Consider the following 16,301-nt stretch of genomic DNA (forward strand, 5'->3'; position numbering starts at 1 on the left):
CGCCTTGCTGTTTCAAACGCAGAGCGCTCAGGACAGTTTTTGCCGCAGGATATCCTGCACCTGGGCCGGATTGGCCTTGCCCTTGGACGCCTTCATCACCTGGCCGGCCAAGGCGTTGAGCGCCTTTTCCTTGCCGGCGCGGAATTCCTCCACCGCCTTCGGATTGGCGGCGATCGCCTCTTCCACCATTTTCTCGATGGCGCCGACGTCCGACACCTGCTTCAGACCGTCGCGCTCGATGATGGCGTCGGCGGACAGCTCGCTGTCCCACAGCGCGTCGAACACCTGCTTGGCCAGCTTGCTGGACAGGGTGTTGTCGGCGATGCGCGCGATCAGGCCGGACAGGCGCTCAGCCGAGATCGGGCAGTCTAGGATGTCCTTGCCGTCGCGGTTCAGGCGCGCGGCGATCTCGCCATTGATCCAGTTGGCCGCCAGCTTGCCCTGGCCGGAGGCCTTGGCCACGGCTTCGAAATACTGCGCCTGCGCCAGGCTGGAGGTGAGCAGCGCCGCATCGTAGGCGGACACGCCGTAAGCGTCGACGAAGCGGGCCTGCATCGCGCCCGGCAGCTCCGGCATCTCGCCCTTGATGCGGGCAACCTGCTCGTCGGAGATGCGCACCGGCAGCAAGTCCGGGTCCGGGAAGTAGCGATAGTCGTGCGCGTCTTCCTTGCTGCGCATCATGCGGGTCTCACCGGTATCCGGGTCGAACAGCACGGTGGCCTGCTGCACCTTGCCGCCGTCTTCCAGCGTGTCGATCTGCCACTGGATCTCGTACTTGGCGGCCTGTTCCAGGAAGCGGAAGGAGTTGAGGTTCTTGATCTCGCGGCGGGTGCCGAATTCCTTTTGGCCTTCCGGGCGCACCGACACGTTGACGTCCATGCGGAAGCTGCCTTCCTGCATATTGCCGTCACAGATGCCCAGCCAGGTCACCAGGGTGTACAAGGCCTTGACGTAGGCCAGCGCCTCGTCGACCGAGCGCATGTCGGGCTCGGACACCACTTCCAGCAGCGGCGTGCCGGCGCGGTTCAGGTCGATGCCGGACAGGCCCTGGAAGTCTTCGTGCAGGCTCTTGCCGGCGTCCTCTTCCATGTGGGCGCGCGTCACGCCGATGACTTTTTCCTGATCGCCAACCAGGATTTTCAGCTTGCCGTGCTCGACGATGGGCAGGTCCATCTGGCTGATCTGGTAGCCCTTGGGAAGGTCCGGGTAGAAGTAGTTCTTGCGGGCGAACACGTTCTTCTGGTTGATGTTGGCATCCAGCGCCAGGCCCAGGCGGATCGCCTTGTCCACCACCGCGCGGTTCAGCACCGGCAACACGCCGGGCAGCGCCAGCTCCACCGCGGAAGCCTGGGTGTTGGGCTCCGCGCCGAAAGCGGTGCTGGCGCCGGAGAAAATCTTGGAGGCGGTATTGAGCTGCACATGCACCTCGATACCGATTACGACTTCCCATTTCATAGTCGGAAAATCCTTTTCATGCCAGAGCGCAGCATCGCTCTGGGAAACGTAAACTTATTAGCCAGCGCGCGAGCGGCGCGAAGACAAGGCGGGCGCGCGCAGACAGTACATTGAGTACGGCAAGCGCGCCCAACGCCGTATTCGCGTCGAGCCGCTGGTTTTACAGCGACGGCGCCTTGGCGTGCCAGTCAGTCGCCTGCTGGAACTGGTGCGCCACGTTCAGCATCCTGGCTTCGGCAAAGTAGTTGCCGATGATCTGCAGGCCGATCGGGCGGCCGTTGGCGGCGAAGCCGGCCGGCACGCTCATGCCCGGCAGGCCGGCCAGGTTCACCGACAGCGTGTAGATGTCGGACAGATACATCTGCACCGGATCGCCGGACTTCTCGCCGATATTGAAGGCGGCGGTCGGCGCCACCGGCCCCAGGATCACGTCGCACTGCTCGAAGGCGGCCTTGAAGTCGTTGGCGATCAGGCGGCGGATCTTCTGCGCCTTCAGGTAGTAGGCGTCGTAGTAACCGTGGCTCAGCACATAGCTACCCACCAGGATGCGGCGCTTGACCTCGTCGCCGAAGCCTTCGGCGCGGGTCTTCTCGTACATGTCGACCAAGTCCTTGTAGTCCTTGGCGCGGTGGCCGTAGCGGACGCCGTCGTAGCGGGACAGGTTGGTCGAGGCCTCGGCCGGGGCGATCACGTAATAAGCCGGGATCGACAGCTCGGTATTGGGCAGGCTGATCTCCACCGCCTCGGCGCCCAGCTTTTTCAGCTCGGCCACCGCGTTGTCGACGGCGCGCGCGACGTCGGCGTCCAGACCGGCGGCGAAGTATTCCTTGGGCAGGCCCACCTTCAGTCCGGACAAGGACTGGTTCAGGTCGCGGGCGTAGTCTTCCTTGGCGCGCTCCAGGCTGGTGGAGTCGCGCGCGTCGAAGCCGGCCATCACGTTCAGCATCAGCGCGCAGTCCTCGGCGGTCTGGGCGATCGGGCCGCCCTGGTCCAGCGAGGAGGCGTAGGCCACCATGCCGTAACGCGACACCACGCCGTAGGTCGGCTTGATGCCGGTGACGCCGCAATGGCTGGCCGGCTGGCGGATGGAACCGCCGGTGTCGGTGGCGGTGGCCACCGGCGCCAGGCGCGCGGCCACCGCGGCGGCGGAGCCGCCGGACGAACCGCCCGGAATCGCGTTCAGGTCCCACGGGTTCTTCACCGCGCCGTAGAACGAGTTTTCATTCGACGAGCCCATCGCGAACTCGTCCATATTGGCGCGGCCCAGCGTCACCATGCCGGCGGCGGCGCACTGCTCCACCACGTGGGCGCTGTACGGCGAAACGAAGTTGTCCAGCATTCTGGAGCCGCAGCTGGTTTTCCAACCTTGCTGGCAGAACAGGTCCTTGTGCACCAGCGGCACGCCGGTCAGGGCACGGGCATCGCCGGCGGCGAGGCGGGCGTCGGCCGCGCGGGCCTCGGCCAGCGTCTTTTCGCGGTCTACGGTGACGATGGCGTTGAGCTGCGGGTTCAGCGCCTCGATGCGGTCCAGGTACTGGCTGGCCAGCTCCACGCTGGAAACCTGCTTGGCCGCCAGCTGTTGCGACAATTGCTTGAGGGTGGCTTGTGTCATTTCGATCAAATCTTGCTATCCGGATAGTCTGGCCCGGCCGGCGATTTTCTGGGAACCAATCGCGGCGGGACGGCTCACAGGCTTACTCGATCACTTTGGGAACGAGGAACAGGCCTTTTTCCACTTGCGGCGCGACCGCCTGGAAGGCCTCGCGCCGGTTGGGTTCGGTGACGACGTCGTCGCGCAGGCGCAGGGAAACATCCTGCGGATGCGCCATCGGCTCGATGCCGGCGGTGTCGACGGCCTGCATCTTTTCGATCAGGCCGAAAATATTGTTGAGCTGGTCCGCCGTGGCGGCGATTTCCGCCTCGCTCACGTTGATGCGGGCAAGCTTGGCGATCCGTGCGACATCCTGATGCGTCAGCGACATGGTTTCCTCGTTAAAACCTTTAATATTTCAAGCTTTATAGGGTATCATACCCCGTTTGATTCTCCCAAGATCGACATTGCGCCGCGACGCATTCCGGGGGCATTTTCCGCCCCTCCGGGAGCCTGCGCCGGGGCCAGCAGACGCAGGCCGGATCCGCCGCCGGGAAAGACCGGCAACAACTGTTTGACGCTCCCCGCATCGGCGCGACAAAACGCCCGTGCGCAACGCTGAAAACAGTGAATAGTTGCCACGCCTGATAAAAAGGCGGGGAAACGGGCCTGCCACAGATTAAACTGGATTTTTACGGACGCCGCCGGCGTCCGCCACTGACGAAAACTGACCAGGACCGCCCAATGTTTCGTTCGCTGACCGGATACTTCTCCAACGACCTCGCCATCGACCTCGGCACCGCCAACACCCTGATCTACATGCGCAGCAAGGGCATCGTCCTCGACGAGCCTTCGGTCGTCGCCATCCACAACGACGCGCCGACCAACAAAAAGTCCATCCTGGCCGTCGGCCTGGAAGCCAAGCGCATGCTGGGCCGCACCCCGGGCAGCATCCAGGCCATCCGCCCGATGAAGGACGGCGTGATCGCCGACTTCACCGTCACCGAACAGATGCTGAAGCAGTTCATCAAGAAGGTGAACCCGAACCGCTTCTTCGCCGCCAGCCCGCGCATCGTGATCTGCGTGCCCTGCGGCTCCACCCAGGTGGAGCGCAAGGCGATCCGCGACTCCGCGCTGGCCGCCGGCGCGCGCCGCGTCGAGCTGATCGAGGAGCCGATGGCCGCCGCGATCGGCGCCGGCCTGCCGGTGGAGGAGCCGACCGGCTCCATGGTGGTGGACATCGGCGGCGGCACCACCGAAGTGGGCGTGATCTCGCTGGGCGGCGTGGTCTACTCCAACTCGGTGCGCGTCGGCGGCGACAAGTTCGACGAAGCCATCATCAACTACATCCGCCGCAACTACGGCATGCTGATCGGCGAAACCACCGCCGAGGAAATCAAGAAAACCATCGGCTCCGCCTTCCCGGGCGCCGAGGTGCGCGAAATGGAAGTCAAGGGCCGCAACCTGGCCGAAGGCATTCCGCGCGCGTTCACCGTGTCTTCCAACGAAATCCTGGAAGCGCTGACCGAGCCCTTGAACCAGATCGTCTCCGCGGTGAAGATCGCGCTGGAGCAGACCCCGCCGGAACTGGGCGCCGACATCGCCGAGAAGGGCATGGTGCTGACCGGCGGCGGCGCGCTGCTGAAGGACATCGACCGCCTGCTGGCGGAAGAGACCGGCCTGCCGGTGTTCGTGGCCGAGGAACCGCTGACCTGCGTGGTGCGCGGCTCCGGCAAGGCGCTGGAAAAAATGGACAAGATCGGCACCATTTTCACCAACGTGCCTTAAACTTCCAGCAACGAACTAAACCGAGCGAACGCCGCGCCGTCAAGGCGCGGTGGCTGTGGCCATGGATTTCGCCAACACCCCTAGCTTCTTCCGCTCCGGGCCGCCGCCGGCTGCGCGCCTGGCCATGAGCGTGGTCGCGTCCATCGCGCTCTTGATCGGCGACAGCCGCTACGGCCTGATGGAACAGGCGCGCGAGGCGCTGTCGCTGGCGCTGTACCCGGTGCAGCGCGCGGTCAACATGCCGGCGCAGGCGGTGCGCCACGCCGGCGACTACCTGACCTCGCAGGCCGAGCTGAAGCAGGAAAACACCGCGCTGCGCGAGAAGCAGCTGCAGATGGCGGCCCAGCTGGGCCGGCTGCAGACGCTGGAGCGCGAGCTGAACCAGCTGCGCCAGCTGAACGGCATCCGCGCCCAGCGCGACGACTCCGCCCAGATCGCCGAGACGCTGTACACCGGCCGCGACCCGTTCTCGTACAAGATCATCATCGACAAGGGCGACGACGCCAAGCTGCAAGCCGGCCAGCCGGTGGTGGATTCGCGCGGCCTGCTGGGCCAGGTGACCCGCGTGCAGCCGCTGACCGCCGAAGTGACGCTGATCATCGACAAGAACCAGATGGTGCCGGTGATGATCGCCCGCACCGGCGAGCGCGCCATCCTCTATGGTTATGGGGGCGGCATCGAATTGCGCTACCTGCCGCAGAGCTCGGACGTCAAGGAAAACGACCGCATCGTCACCTCCGGCCTGGACGGGGTGTTCCCGGAAGGCATCCCGGTGGCGGTGGTGAGCAAGGTGGACCGCAATGCCGGCGCCGCCTTCACCCGCGTCAGCACCCTGCCGCTGTCCGGCGTGCAGCAGACCCGCTACGTGCTGGTGCTGCAGGCCAAGGAAACGCGCCCGCGCCCGGCGGAACCGCCGCCGCTGCCGGAGAAGAAGACCAAGGGCGGCAAGAAGTCCGCCGACGAGGAGTAAGCCCAGATGTCGTTGGACCGTCCCAAGGAACTGCTCAAGCCGGTCAAGCGCCGCTTCATCCTGACCACCTTCGTGATCGCCGTGCTGATCGAGCTGGTGCCGCTGCCGCACGGCAGCACGCGCTGGCTGCCCGACTTCATCGGCCTCCTGATCCTGTACTGGGTGATCAACCAGCCGCGCCGCGTCAACATCGGCATCGCCTTCCTGATGGGCATCATCGCCGACGTGTCCACCGCCGGCCTGTTCGGCCAGCACGCGCTGGCCTACTCGGTGACCGCCTTCCTGGCCTTGAGCCGCCAGCGCCAGCTGGTGATGTTCAACCTGGGCCAGCAGGCGCTGGTGGTGCTGGGCCTGATGCTGACCAACCAGTTGATCATGGTGGTGGTGCGGATGCTGACCGGCTCCGCCTTCGTCGGCTGGAGCTACTTCCTGCCGCCCCTGATTGGCGCGCTGCTGTGGCCGCTGCTGACCAAGCTGATGCTGATCCCCTACCGCCAACACACGGCATGAAACTCGACTGACCCATGCGCCGCCCGTCCCGTTTCAAGAACCCGCAGTCCGAAGAGGCCCAGTTCGAGCTGCGGCTGGTCATCGCCTACGCGCTGATCATCCTGATGTTCCTCATCCTGCTCGCGCGCTTCGTCTGGCTGCAGGTGCTGCAGCACGACCATTTCTCGACGCTGGCGCAGAACAACCGCATCTCGCTGGTGCCCATTCTGCCCAACCGCGGCCTGATCCTGGACCGCAACGGCATCGTGCTGGCGCAGAACTACTCCGCCTACACGCTGGAGCTGACGCCAAGCAAGATTTCCGACCTCGCCGCCACCATCGCCAAGCTGAAGACGCTGGCCGACGTCAGCCCGCGCGACGAAAAGCTGTTCAAGAAGCTGTTGGCCGAGAGCAAGACCTTCGAGGCGATTCCGCTGAAGGTCAAGCTGACCGACGACGAAGCCGCGCGCGTCGCCGCCCATGGCTTCGAGCTGCCCGGCGTCGAGGTCAGGGCGCGGCTGTTCCGCGACTATCCGTATAAAGAGATGACCAGCCACGTGCTGGGCTATATCGGCCGCATCAACCAGAAGGACAAGGAGCGGCTGGAAGAGGAAGACAAGACCACCAATTACAAGGGCACCAACTACATCGGCAAGACCGGCCTGGAAGCGGTGTACGAGGACGACCTGCACGGCCAGGTGGGCTTCGAGGAGATGGAAACCGACTCCGGCGGCCGCGCGGTGCGCAGCCTGCGCCGCACGCCGCCGGTCAACGGCAACACGCTGAAGCTGGCGCTGGACATCCGGCTGCAGGAAATGGCCGACAAGCTGTTCGGCGACCGCCGCGGCGCGCTGGTGGCGATCGACCCCAACACCGGCGGCGTGCTGGCCTTCCTGTCCAAGCCGGGTTTCGATCCCAGCCTGTTCATCGACGGCATCGACACCCAGACCTGGACCGCGTTGAACACCGACTGGCAGAAGCCGCTGATCAACCGCGCGCTGCGCGGCACCTATCCACCCGGCTCCACCTTCAAGCCCTTCATGGCGATGGCCGCGCTGAACACCCACAGCATAGGCATGCACGACATCCGTCCGGCGCCCGGCTACTTCACGCTGCCCGGCTCCAGCCACCAGTTCCGCGACAGCAAGAAGAGCGGCAACGGCATGGTCAACCTGCAGCGCGCGATCACCGTGTCCAGCGACACCTTCTTCTACAAGCTGGCCTGGGACATGGGCATAGACAAGATCCACCCGGTGGTCGGCTCCTTCGGCCTGGGCAGCAAGACCGGCATCGACCTGGACGGCGAGGCCACCGGCGTGCTGCCCTCCAAGGAGTGGAAGGCCAAGCGTTTCGCCCGCTACAAGCCCGAGGTGCGGCGCTGGTATCCGGCCGATGTGGTCAGCATCGGCATCGGCCAGGGCTTCAACGCCTACACCCCGCTGCAGATGGCCAACGCCACCGCCATCATGGCCAACGGCGGCCAGGTGTTCAAACCGCACCTGGTGCAGCAGGTGGTGGACTCCAAAACCGGAAAATCCCGCCAGATCGAGCCGCAGCCGATTCGGCAGCTGCCTTACCCGAAGGAATACTTCGACTACATCAAGGAAGGCATGCGCAACGTGATGATCTCCGGCACCGGCGCCCGCGTCGGCGCCGGCCTGCAGTACACGATGGCCGGCAAGACCGGCACCGCCCAGGTGGTGGCGATCAAGCAGGGCGCCAAATACAACGCCGCCGCGCTGGCCGAGCAGTACCGCGACCACAGCTGGTTCATCGCCTTCGCGCCGGTGGAGCAGCCCAAGATCGCGGTGGCCATCATCGTCGAGAACGCCGGCTTCGGCGCCGCCGCCGCCGCGCCGGTGGCGCGCGGCCTGTTCGACTTCTACCTGACCGGCAAGGTGCGCAACGACCTGGCCGGCATGCTCAAGACCGTGCCGATGGAAAACGGAGACGTACGTGAAGACGCCGCTGATTAAGCACATCTGGCAGCAGATAAAAGAGCCGCTGGACGGCTGGCTGATGCTGTTCCTCGGCCTGATCTTCGCGGTCAGCATGGTGCTGCTGTACTCCGCCAACAACCAGTCCTTCGACAAGATAGACAACAAGCTGATCTACACCGCGATGGCGCTGACCGTGATGTGGGTGATCGCGCGGATGCGGCCGCAGAGCGTGATGAACTTCGCGCCGCCCATCTACGTCATCGGCGTGCTGCTGCTGATCGCGGTGCATTTCAAGGGCATCACCGTCAACGGCTCCACCCGCTGGCTGAGCCTGGGCGTCACCCGCATCCAGCCGTCGGAGATCCTGAAGATCGCGCTGCCGATGATGCTGGCCTGGTTCTTCCAGAAGTACGAGCTGTCGCTGCGCTGGTGGCACTACCTGATCGCCGCCGCCATCATGCTGGTGCCGGTGGGCCTGGTGCTGAAACAGCCCGACCTCGGCACCGCGCTGTTGATCGCCGCCGCCGGCTTCTTCGTGCTGTTCTTCGCCGGCCTACCGTGGAAAGTCATTCTGGCCGGCGCGGTGATGGCCGCCGCCAGCCTGCCCATCGTCTGGAACCACCTGCACGACTACCAGCGCAAGCGGGTGCTGACCCTGATCGACCCCACCACCGACCCGCTGGGCACCGGCTACCACATCATCCAGTCGATGATCGCCATCGGCTCCGGCGGCCCCTGGGGCAAGGGCTGGCTCAACGGCACCCAGACCCACCTGGACTACATCCCGGAGCGCACCACCGACTTCATCTTCGCCGTCTATTCCGAAGAGTTCGGCCTGGCCGGCAACGCGGTGCTGCTGACGCTCTACCTGCTGATCCTGAGCCGGGCGATGATGATCACCGCCAGCGCGCAGACGCTGTACGGCCGGCTGATGGCCGGATCGATCACCATGTCCTTCTTCGTCTACGCCTTCGTCAACATGGGCATGGTGTCCGGCATCCTGCCGGTGGTCGGCGTGCCGCTGCCCTTCATGTCCTACGGCGGCACCGCCTCGGTCACGCTGTTCATCGGCATGGGCATGCTGATGGGCATCAGCAATCTGCGGCGCTGAGCGCCCCGCTCCGGAACCCTTGCCGAGCCGGCCTGCCCAAGCAGGCCGGTTTGTCCATCCGCCGCGCGCGGCTTGACGCCGCCAACGCCGCTGCGGCATCGTCAAGCGGACCGCCTTCCATCCCGCAAGGAAACGCAAGCTAATCCATGAGACTGAAGACCCTGAGCCTGCTGCTGGCGCTGGCCCTGTCGCCCGCGCTGCCCATCCACGCCGAAACCGCCGCGCCGGCCGTCCAGCGCGCGCAGACGCTGCCTTACGCCAGTGTCGAGGGCATCAGCGAATACCGGCTGGCCAACGGCCTGCGCGTGCTGCTGGCCCCGGACGACTCCAAGCCCACCACCACCGTCAACCTGACCTATCTGGTCGGCAGCCGGCACGAAGGCTACGGCGAAACCGGCATGGCCCATTTGCTGGAACACATGCTGTTCAAGGGCACGCCCACCAGCGGCAACCTGATGTCCGAGCTGTCCAAGCGCGGCATGCAGTTCAACGGCTCCACCTTCTTCGACCGCACCAACTACTACGAAACCTTCCCCGCCGACCCGGCCAGCCTGGACTGGGCGCTGGCGATGGAGGCCGACCGCATGGTCAACAGCAAGGTGGCCAGAAGCGATCTGGACACCGAGTTCTCGGTGGTGCGCAACGAGATGGAGCAAGGCGAGAACAATCCGGCCAACGTGCTGTGGAAGCAGCTGTCGGCGATCACCTTCGACTGGCACAACTACGGCCACAGCACGATAGGCGCGCGCTCAGACGTGGAGAAGGTGCGCATCGAAAACCTGCAGGCTTTCTACCGCAAGTACTACCAGCCGGACAACGCGGTGCTGCTGGTCAGCGGCAAGTTCGACCCCGCGCGCGCGCTGGCGCGGATCGAGGCGGTGTTCGGCAAGATCCCGCGCCCGCAGCGCGAACTGGTCCCCACCTGGACCGAGGAGCCGCAGCGCGACGGCGAGCGCGAAGTCACCGTGCGCCGCGTCGGCGACACCCAGCTGGCCGCGACGCTGTACCGCACCGCGGCCAGCAGCCACCCGGACAGCGCCGCGCTGCAGGCGCTGGCGGTGATCCTGGCCGACACGCCCAACGGCCGCCTGTACCAGAGCCTGGTCCGCGCCCACAAGGCGGTCGGCGTCAGCGCGATGCCGTTCGAGCTGGCCGAGCCCGGCTACATCCTGTTCATGGCCGAGCTGTCCAAGCGCCAGAGCCTGGCCGAGGTCCGCCCCATTCTGCAGGCCAGCGTCGAGGCCATCCGCGCCAAGCCCATCACCGCCGCCGAGCTCAAGCGCGCCAAGGCCGCGCTCTTGAAGGACATCGACCAAACGCTGAACGACCCGCAGCGGCTGGCGGTGCAGCTGTCCGAATCCATCGCCCAGGGCGACTGGCGGCTGTATTTCTTGCAGCGCGACCGCATCGAGGCGCTGACCGTCGCCGACGTGCAGCGGGCGGCGGAGAACTACTTCAAGCCCAGCAACCGCAGTTACGGCCAGTTCATTCCCACCGCCCAGCCCGACCGCGCCGTCATCCCGCCGGTTCCGGACGTGGCCGCGATGATCAAGGGCTACCAGGGCAAGGCCGCCGTCGCCGCCGGCGAAGCCTTCGACGCCAGCCCGGCCAATATCGAGGCCCGCACCCGTCGCGGCCGGCTCGCCAACGGCGCCGAGTTCGCGCTGCTGGCCAAGCAGACCCGCGGCAATGCCGTGCACGGGGCGTTCAGCTTCTCCTTCGGCGACGCCGACAGCCTGCGCGGCCAGGCCGCGACGGCCGAGTTGGCCGCCAACATGCTGGAGCGGGGCAGCCGCAAGCTCGGCCGCGCGGCCATCGCCGACCAGCTGGACGCGCTGCAGGCCAGCCTGGACATCGGCCAGGACGGCCAGGATCTGCAGGTGCGCTTCAAGACCACGCGCCAGAACCTGCCGGCGCTGCTCGATCTGATCGCCGAGCTGCTGCAGCAGCCGGCCTTCCCCGCCGACGAGTTCGAGCAACTGAAGCGCCAGGCGCTGGCCGGCATCGACGCCTCGCGCGGCGAGCCGCAGGCGCTGGCCGGCCAGGCCGTCAGCCAGCAGCTGAACGCCTACGCCAGAGACGACATCCGCTACAGCCCGACGCTGGACGAATCCTACCGCGACATCGCCGGGGTGAAGCTGGACGCGCTCAAGCGCTTCCACCAGCAGTTCTACGGCGCCGGCCACGCGCAGCTGGCGCTGGTCGGCGATTTCGACGACACCGCCGTCCGCGCTCGGCTGGACCAGCTGTTCGGCCGCTGGAACAGCAAGGCCGCCTACCGCCGCGTCGACGGCCTGCTGCCGCCGCCCAAGCCGGCCAGCCTGTCCGTCGCCACGCCGGACAAGGCCAACGCGGTCTACAGCGCCTCGCTGCCGCTGGCCATCAGCGACGATTCGCCCGACTACCCGGCGCTGCTGCTGGCCAACGAGATACTGGGCGGCGGCGCGCAATCGCGGCTGCTGACCCGGCTGCGCCAGCAGGACGGCATCAGCTACGGCGCCGGCAGCGGCGTCGACGCCGCCAGCTTCGGCAAGGTGGGCGCGTGGCGGATGGGCGCGATCTTCGCCCCGCAGAACCTGGACAAGCTCAAGCGGGGCGTGGCCGAGGAATTGGCGCGGCTGCTGCGCGACGGCGTCACCGCCCAGGAGCTGGCGGAAGCGAAGCAAGGCCTGCTGCGGACCTACCAGGTGGCGCTGGCCCAGGACGGCCCGCTCAGCGATCTGCTGCAGCGCCAGCTGTGGCAGGGCCGCACCATGGCCTTCACCCAGGAACGGCTGGCGACGCTGGACAGGCTGACGGTGGACGACGTCAACGCCGCCTTGCGCAAGTATCTGAAGCCGGAGCTGCTGACCCAGGCCTACGCCGGCGACTTCGCCGCCAAGCCGGCCGCGGGCCAGCCGACGCCCTGAGCGCTAGGCCGCCGAGTCGGCCTCCGGCCCGCCCGGCGGCGCCTCGGCGGGCGGCGCGCTGTCCGGCAGCGGCCGGCCGTCGCGGCCAAACAGCCGCAGCTGGCGCGGCAGATCGAAATCGTCGGCCAGCTTCACGCCCACGCCCAGCAGCCGCGCCGGCCGCGCGCCGCGCGCGTGGCCGGCGCGCAGCAGCTGGCCGAAGGCCGCCATCGACAGCGCGTAGCCCGGCTGCTCGACCGTGGTCTGGCTGAAATCGTCGAACTTCAGCTTCACCGACAAGCCCTTGAATGCCGGGCTGCCGCTGCGCGCCAGCCGCGCCTGCAGCCGGTCCACCAGCTCCGGCAGCTTGGACAGGCAGCTGGCGAGGTCGGGCAGGTCCTGCGCGTAAGTCTCCTCGACGCTGATCGTCTTGCGGCTGCGGTCGGTGGACACCGGCCGCTCGTCGCGTCCGTGCGCCAATGCCAGCAGGCGCTCGCCGAAGCTGCCGAAATGGCGGAACAGGTCGGCCGGCGACCAGCGCCTGAGATCGCCGCAGCTGCGTATGCCCAGCCGGTGGAGCCGCTCGGCGGTGACGCGGCCGACGCCGTGTATCTTCTCCACCGGCAACACGGCGACGAAGGCGTCGATGTCGCGCGGGCGGATCAGATACTGGCCGTCCGGCTTGTTCCAGTCGCTGGCCACCTTGGCCAGGAACTTGTTGGGCGCGATGCCGGCCGACGCGGTGATGCCCACCTCGTCGCGGATCTGGCGGCGTATCGCCTCGGCCATCAGCGTGGCGCTGCCCCGCTCATGCGGCTGGCCGGTGACGTCGAGATAAGCCTCGTCCAGCGACAAGGGCTCGATCACCTCGGTGTAGCGCTGGTAGATGGCCATGATCTGCTGGCTGGCCAGCCGGTAGCGCGCCATGTCCGGCGGCACGATCAATAGTTCCGGGCACAGCCTGAGCGCGCGCGCCGACGACATCGCCGAATGCACGCCGTAGCGCCGCGCGATGTAGTTGCAGGTGGCGACCACGCCGCGCGTCTCCGGGCGGCCGCCCACCGCCAGCGGCACGTCGCGCAGGCTGGGGTCGTCGCGCATTTCGATCGCGGCGTAGAAGCAGTCGCAATCGACGTGGATGATCTTGCGTTGCGGGGCGTTCATCGCGGCGCTCAGGGACGGTCGCTGTGCCCCAGCGCCTTGTCCGGCGCGATGCGGTCGCGCAGCCGCTGCTTGAGGATTTTCAGCTCGGGAAAGCCGTCTTCCGCCTTGCGGTCCCACAGCAGCTCGCCGTCGACCTCGACGCGGAACACGCCGCCGCTGCCGGGACGCAGCGCCACCTCGGCCAGCTCTTTCTCGAAAGTGGTCAGCAGTTCCTGGGCCAGCCAGCCGGCGCGCAACAGCCAGCGGCAGCCGGTGCAGTAATGGATGACGACGCGGGGCAGGGAAGCGGGAGGGGCGGACGGATTCATGATGGAAAGACGAACACGGGTACAAAACGACAGCATAACGCAAAAAATGGCGCCGACCCCCTGTTTGCAGCGTATTGTTCGGGTGCGGAGCACCCTCTCCTCCATCGTTTCTCTTGTATTTGGCAGACTTGGCGCAGTGCCGAGTCGGGGGCCGGCGTCGCGGATGTCGTCTTGTTCAAACCGTGTTGCTCGGGCCAGTGTGCCCAGCCGGACCCGGACTGTAAAGCCCGGAACGGTCGGCGGCGACGTTGCTGCAAAGCACCATGTCACTTCGGCGCAACGCTGGCCATTGCCAAAAAAAACAGCAGCTTGCGCCGACAACGGCGGCAAGCTGCTGCGGATATCGCTTGGTAGCGCTATCAGTGCGCGTGGTCGCCGGCGCCGTCCTGCACCACCACCTGCACTTCCACTTGGCCGGCCTTCTCGAAGCTCAGCGTCAGCGGAAAGCGGTCGCCTGCCTTCAGCGGCTGCTTCAGGCCCAGCAGCATGATGTGGTAGCTGCCCGGCGCGAACTTGACGGTCTGGCCCGGCGCGACCGCCACGCCGCCCTCCACCTTGCGCATCCGCATCACGCCGTTGTCGTTGACGTGGGTATGCACTTCGGCGCGCTCTGCGCGCGGCGTGCTGGCCGACACCAGCTTGTCCTCGGCCTTGCCCTGGTTCTCCAGCGACAGATAGACGCCGCCGGTCTGGCTGGCCGCCGGCATCGCGCGGCTCCACGGATGGCCGATTTGGATGGCGCCCAGCTGGAAGGAATGGGCGGCGGCCAGGCCGGACAGGCACAGGCCGAGCAGGGCGGCGGCGAAACGTTTCATCGCGGAGTCTCCAATTGAAAATGGCTCTCACTCTAGCACGCCGCGCGGGCCGGCGAACGCGACAAATTGCCGCATCCGTCGGCCTCCCGCCACACCTCGCCATGCCGCCGGTCTAAAGCGCAGTCCCCGGCTACCCCGCCGCAACGTAAGCCTCTACAATCTGCGGGCTAGATACCCGGCCTCAACACCATGTTCAAAACCCTGTCGCTGCAATTCCTGTTCGGCGGTCTGCTCAGCCTGATCACCATCACCAATCCGCTGTCCAAGATTCCGCTGTTCATCACGCTGACCCGCGAAATGAGCGACTCGCACCGCGACTCACAAGCCCGCCGCGCCTGCGTGTTCGCAGCCGCCATCATGGCGGTGAGCCTGCTGGCCGGCAACCTGATCATGGCCGCCTTCGGCATTTCCTACGGCGCGCTGCGCATCGCCGGCGGCTTCGTGGTGGCGGTGCTGGGCTACCGCATGCTGTTCCTGTCGCAGGATCCGGGCCAGGCGCCCAGACAGTCGGGCGAACGCGAGGACTACGCCTTCTTCCCGCTGGCGATGCCCGGCATCAGCGGTCCGGGCACCATCGCGGTGGTGATCGGCATCTCCACCGAGATCGCGGAGCTCTCCACGCTGCCGGCCAAGGCGCTGGCCTTCGCGATGACCTTCGCCGCCATCGGCCTGACCTGCGTCGGCATGTGGCTGACGCTGAAGTCGTCGCTGCTGATCTCGGAGCGGCTGGGCCGCGGCGGCCGCGAGGTGATGACCCGGCTGATGGGCTTCTTGCTGATCTGCATCGGCGTGCAGTTCGTCGGCTCCGGCATCCGCACCTTCATGGCCGGCTCTTGAGCGCCGCGCGCGCGAACCCCATTTCTGCCACAATGAACGGATAGTCCCGCTATCCGTTCCGCCATGCCCGCTCCCGCCCAAGAACGTTCCGAACTGTTCCGCGCCGACGACCTCGGCGCGCTGGAATGCCTGGACGCGCAATACGCCGAGCGGACCTTCCCGCCCCATTTCCACGAAGAATTCGTCGTCAACACGCTGACCCTGGGCGCGCAGTCCTACCGCCACCGCGGCGGCCTGCACCGCGCCGGCGTCGGCGCGCTGGTGCTGATCAATCCCGGCGAGGTGCACACCGGCGAAACCGCCCACGAAAACGGCTGGGCCTATCGCGGCTTCTATCCCGGCGTCGACATGATAGGCGGCCTGGCCGCCGACCTGAACGGCAAGGCCGGCCTGCCCTATTTCCGCGACACCGTGGTGGTCGATCCCGGCCTGGCGGGCCGGCTGGACGGCCTGCACCTGCTGCTGCGCGACAGCCACGACGCGTTGCGGCGCGAGTCGGCGCTGGCCGCAGTGTTCAGCGAGGTACTGGTCAAATACATGCGGCTGCAGCCGGACGAGCAAGCGTCGGCTCCCACCGCGGTGGAGACCGTCAGGCAGATGCTGGCCGACGATCCCGCCGCCAATCACTCGCTGCAACAACTGGCGGCGGCGGTCGGCCTGTCGCCCTGGCAGCTGTGCCGCCAATTCAAGCGCGAAACCGGGCTGCCGCCGGTAGCCTGGCGCAACCAGCTGCGGGTGGCGCGCGCCCGCAAGCTGCTGGCCGCCGGCATGCGCCCCGGCGCGGCGGCGCTGGAGCTGGGCTTCGCCGACCAGCCGCACCTGACCCGCGCGTTCCAGCAGGCGCTGGGCGTCACGCCGGCCGCCTATCAGAAGGCCGTGGGCGCGCGCGCCGGCTGAACCGCCCGCAAAATCGTTCAAGACAGGCCGGACGGCCTGCGCCATCAT

Annotated in this window: 14 protein-coding genes; 8 read left to right on the forward strand and 6 right to left on the reverse strand. The window is 66.9% G+C overall.

Annotation, left to right across the window (positions count from 1 at the left end):
* Positions 1 to 27 precede the first annotated feature (27 nt).
* From gatB to gatC, 3 genes are all read right to left on the reverse strand, one after another.
* Positions 28 to 1,455: an Asp-tRNA(Asn)/Glu-tRNA(Gln) amidotransferase subunit GatB gene (gene gatB, locus CV_RS21605; RefSeq protein WP_011137900.1), complete on the reverse strand. Its 1,428-nt coding sequence runs from the start codon at positions 1,453 to 1,455 to the stop codon at positions 28 to 30.
* Between the two features lie 160 nt (positions 1,456 to 1,615).
* A complete protein-coding gene (gene gatA, locus CV_RS21610) occupies positions 1,616 to 3,067 on the reverse strand; it encodes an Asp-tRNA(Asn)/Glu-tRNA(Gln) amidotransferase subunit GatA (protein WP_011137901.1) in 1,452 nt (483 codons plus the stop codon).
* Between the two features lie 82 nt (positions 3,068 to 3,149).
* The gene (gene gatC, locus CV_RS21615; RefSeq protein WP_011137902.1) at positions 3,150 to 3,437 is read right to left on the reverse strand and encodes an Asp-tRNA(Asn)/Glu-tRNA(Gln) amidotransferase subunit GatC; all 288 of its coding nucleotides are present in this window, start codon (positions 3,435 to 3,437) and stop codon (positions 3,150 to 3,152) included.
* A 353-nt stretch (positions 3,438 to 3,790) separates the two neighbouring features.
* On the opposite strand from gatC, the gene CV_RS21620 reads away from it, so the two are divergent.
* The 6 genes from CV_RS21620 (at position 3,791) to CV_RS21645 (ending at position 12,253) form a co-directional block, all read left to right on the forward strand.
* Entirely contained in the window at positions 3,791 to 4,834 is a 1,044-nt protein-coding gene (locus CV_RS21620; RefSeq protein WP_011137903.1) for a rod shape-determining protein, read from the forward strand.
* Between the two features lie 61 nt (positions 4,835 to 4,895).
* On the forward strand, positions 4,896 to 5,804 hold the full coding sequence (gene mreC, locus CV_RS21625; RefSeq protein ID WP_011137904.1) for a rod shape-determining protein MreC: 909 nt from the start codon (positions 4,896 to 4,898) through the stop codon (positions 5,802 to 5,804).
* Between the two features lie 6 nt (positions 5,805 to 5,810).
* Positions 5,811 to 6,314 carry a rod shape-determining protein MreD gene (gene mreD, locus CV_RS21630; protein ID WP_011137905.1) on the forward strand — a complete coding sequence of 168 codons (504 nt, stop codon included), beginning with the start codon at positions 5,811 to 5,813 and terminating at the stop codon, positions 6,312 to 6,314.
* A 14-nt stretch (positions 6,315 to 6,328) separates the two neighbouring features.
* Entirely contained in the window at positions 6,329 to 8,269 is a 1,941-nt protein-coding gene (mrdA, locus tag CV_RS21635) for a penicillin-binding protein 2 (protein WP_011137906.1), read from the forward strand.
* The gene (gene rodA / locus CV_RS21640) at positions 8,250 to 9,344 is read left to right on the forward strand and encodes a rod shape-determining protein RodA (RefSeq protein WP_043596921.1); all 1,095 of its coding nucleotides are present in this window, start codon (positions 8,250 to 8,252) and stop codon (positions 9,342 to 9,344) included. Before mrdA ends, rodA begins: the two co-directional genes overlap by 20 nt.
* A 146-nt stretch (positions 9,345 to 9,490) precedes the next feature.
* Positions 9,491 to 12,253, forward strand: a complete 2,763-nt coding sequence (locus CV_RS21645; RefSeq protein WP_011137908.1) for a M16 family metallopeptidase — start codon at positions 9,491 to 9,493, stop codon at positions 12,251 to 12,253.
* A gap of 3 nt (positions 12,254 to 12,256) precedes the next feature.
* On the opposite strand, the gene dinB is transcribed toward CV_RS21645, so the two are convergent.
* The 3 genes from dinB to CV_RS21660 form a co-directional block, all read right to left on the reverse strand.
* Complete coding sequence (gene dinB / locus CV_RS21650) at positions 12,257 to 13,396, reverse strand: DNA polymerase IV (RefSeq protein WP_011137909.1); 1,140 nt, start codon at positions 13,394 to 13,396, stop codon at positions 12,257 to 12,259.
* A gap of 8 nt (positions 13,397 to 13,404) precedes the next feature.
* On the reverse strand, positions 13,405 to 13,704 hold the full coding sequence (locus tag CV_RS21655) for a SelT/SelW/SelH family protein (protein WP_043596923.1): 300 nt from the start codon (positions 13,702 to 13,704) through the stop codon (positions 13,405 to 13,407).
* A 359-nt stretch (positions 13,705 to 14,063) separates the two neighbouring features.
* Positions 14,064 to 14,519 carry a copper chaperone PCu(A)C gene (locus tag CV_RS21660; RefSeq protein ID WP_011137910.1) on the reverse strand — a complete coding sequence of 152 codons (456 nt, stop codon included), beginning with the start codon at positions 14,517 to 14,519 and terminating at the stop codon, positions 14,064 to 14,066.
* A gap of 189 nt (positions 14,520 to 14,708) precedes the next feature.
* Here CV_RS21660 and CV_RS21665 point away from each other — a divergent pair, with 189 nt between their 5' ends.
* Together CV_RS21665 and CV_RS21670 are read left to right on the forward strand one after the other, a co-directional pair.
* Positions 14,709 to 15,356 carry a MarC family NAAT transporter gene (locus tag CV_RS21665; RefSeq protein WP_011137911.1) on the forward strand — a complete coding sequence of 216 codons (648 nt, stop codon included), beginning with the start codon at positions 14,709 to 14,711 and terminating at the stop codon, positions 15,354 to 15,356.
* A gap of 63 nt (positions 15,357 to 15,419) precedes the next feature.
* The gene (locus CV_RS21670; protein WP_011137912.1) at positions 15,420 to 16,253 is read left to right on the forward strand and encodes a helix-turn-helix domain-containing protein; all 834 of its coding nucleotides are present in this window, start codon (positions 15,420 to 15,422) and stop codon (positions 16,251 to 16,253) included.
* The last annotated feature ends 48 nt before the right edge of the window (positions 16,254 to 16,301 follow it).

The sequence above is a fragment of the Chromobacterium violaceum ATCC 12472 genome, from assembly GCF_000007705.1.
In the GTDB taxonomy this organism is placed as follows: domain Bacteria; phylum Pseudomonadota; class Gammaproteobacteria; order Burkholderiales; family Chromobacteriaceae; genus Chromobacterium; species Chromobacterium violaceum.

Bases quoted from the DNA above. Each gene is read 5' to 3' on its own strand.
- dinB (WP_011137909.1), bottom strand. From the start codon at position 13,396: ATGAACGCCCCGCAACGCAAGATCATCCACGTCGATTGCGACTGCTTC.
- CV_RS21670 (WP_011137912.1), top strand. From the start codon at position 15,420: ATGCCCGCTCCCGCCCAAGAACGTTCCGAACTGTTCCGCGCCGACGAC.
- mreD (WP_011137905.1), top strand. From the start codon at position 5,811: ATGTCGTTGGACCGTCCCAAGGAACTGCTCAAGCCGGTCAAGCGCCGC.
- CV_RS21645 (WP_011137908.1), top strand. From the start codon at position 9,491: ATGAGACTGAAGACCCTGAGCCTGCTGCTGGCGCTGGCCCTGTCGCCC.
- CV_RS21655 (WP_043596923.1), bottom strand. From the start codon at position 13,704: ATGAATCCGTCCGCCCCTCCCGCTTCCCTGCCCCGCGTCGTCATCCAT.
- CV_RS21620 (WP_011137903.1), top strand. From the start codon at position 3,791: ATGTTTCGTTCGCTGACCGGATACTTCTCCAACGACCTCGCCATCGAC.
- gatA (WP_011137901.1), bottom strand. From the start codon at position 3,067: ATGACACAAGCCACCCTCAAGCAATTGTCGCAACAGCTGGCGGCCAAG.
- CV_RS21660 (WP_011137910.1), bottom strand. From the start codon at position 14,519: ATGAAACGTTTCGCCGCCGCCCTGCTCGGCCTGTGCCTGTCCGGCCTG.
- gatC (WP_011137902.1), bottom strand. From the start codon at position 3,437: ATGTCGCTGACGCATCAGGATGTCGCACGGATCGCCAAGCTTGCCCGC.
- gatB (WP_011137900.1), bottom strand. From the start codon at position 1,455: ATGAAATGGGAAGTCGTAATCGGTATCGAGGTGCATGTGCAGCTCAAT.
- mrdA (WP_011137906.1), top strand. From the start codon at position 6,329: ATGCGCCGCCCGTCCCGTTTCAAGAACCCGCAGTCCGAAGAGGCCCAG.
- mreC (WP_011137904.1), top strand. From the start codon at position 4,896: ATGGATTTCGCCAACACCCCTAGCTTCTTCCGCTCCGGGCCGCCGCCG.
- CV_RS21665 (WP_011137911.1), top strand. From the start codon at position 14,709: ATGTTCAAAACCCTGTCGCTGCAATTCCTGTTCGGCGGTCTGCTCAGC.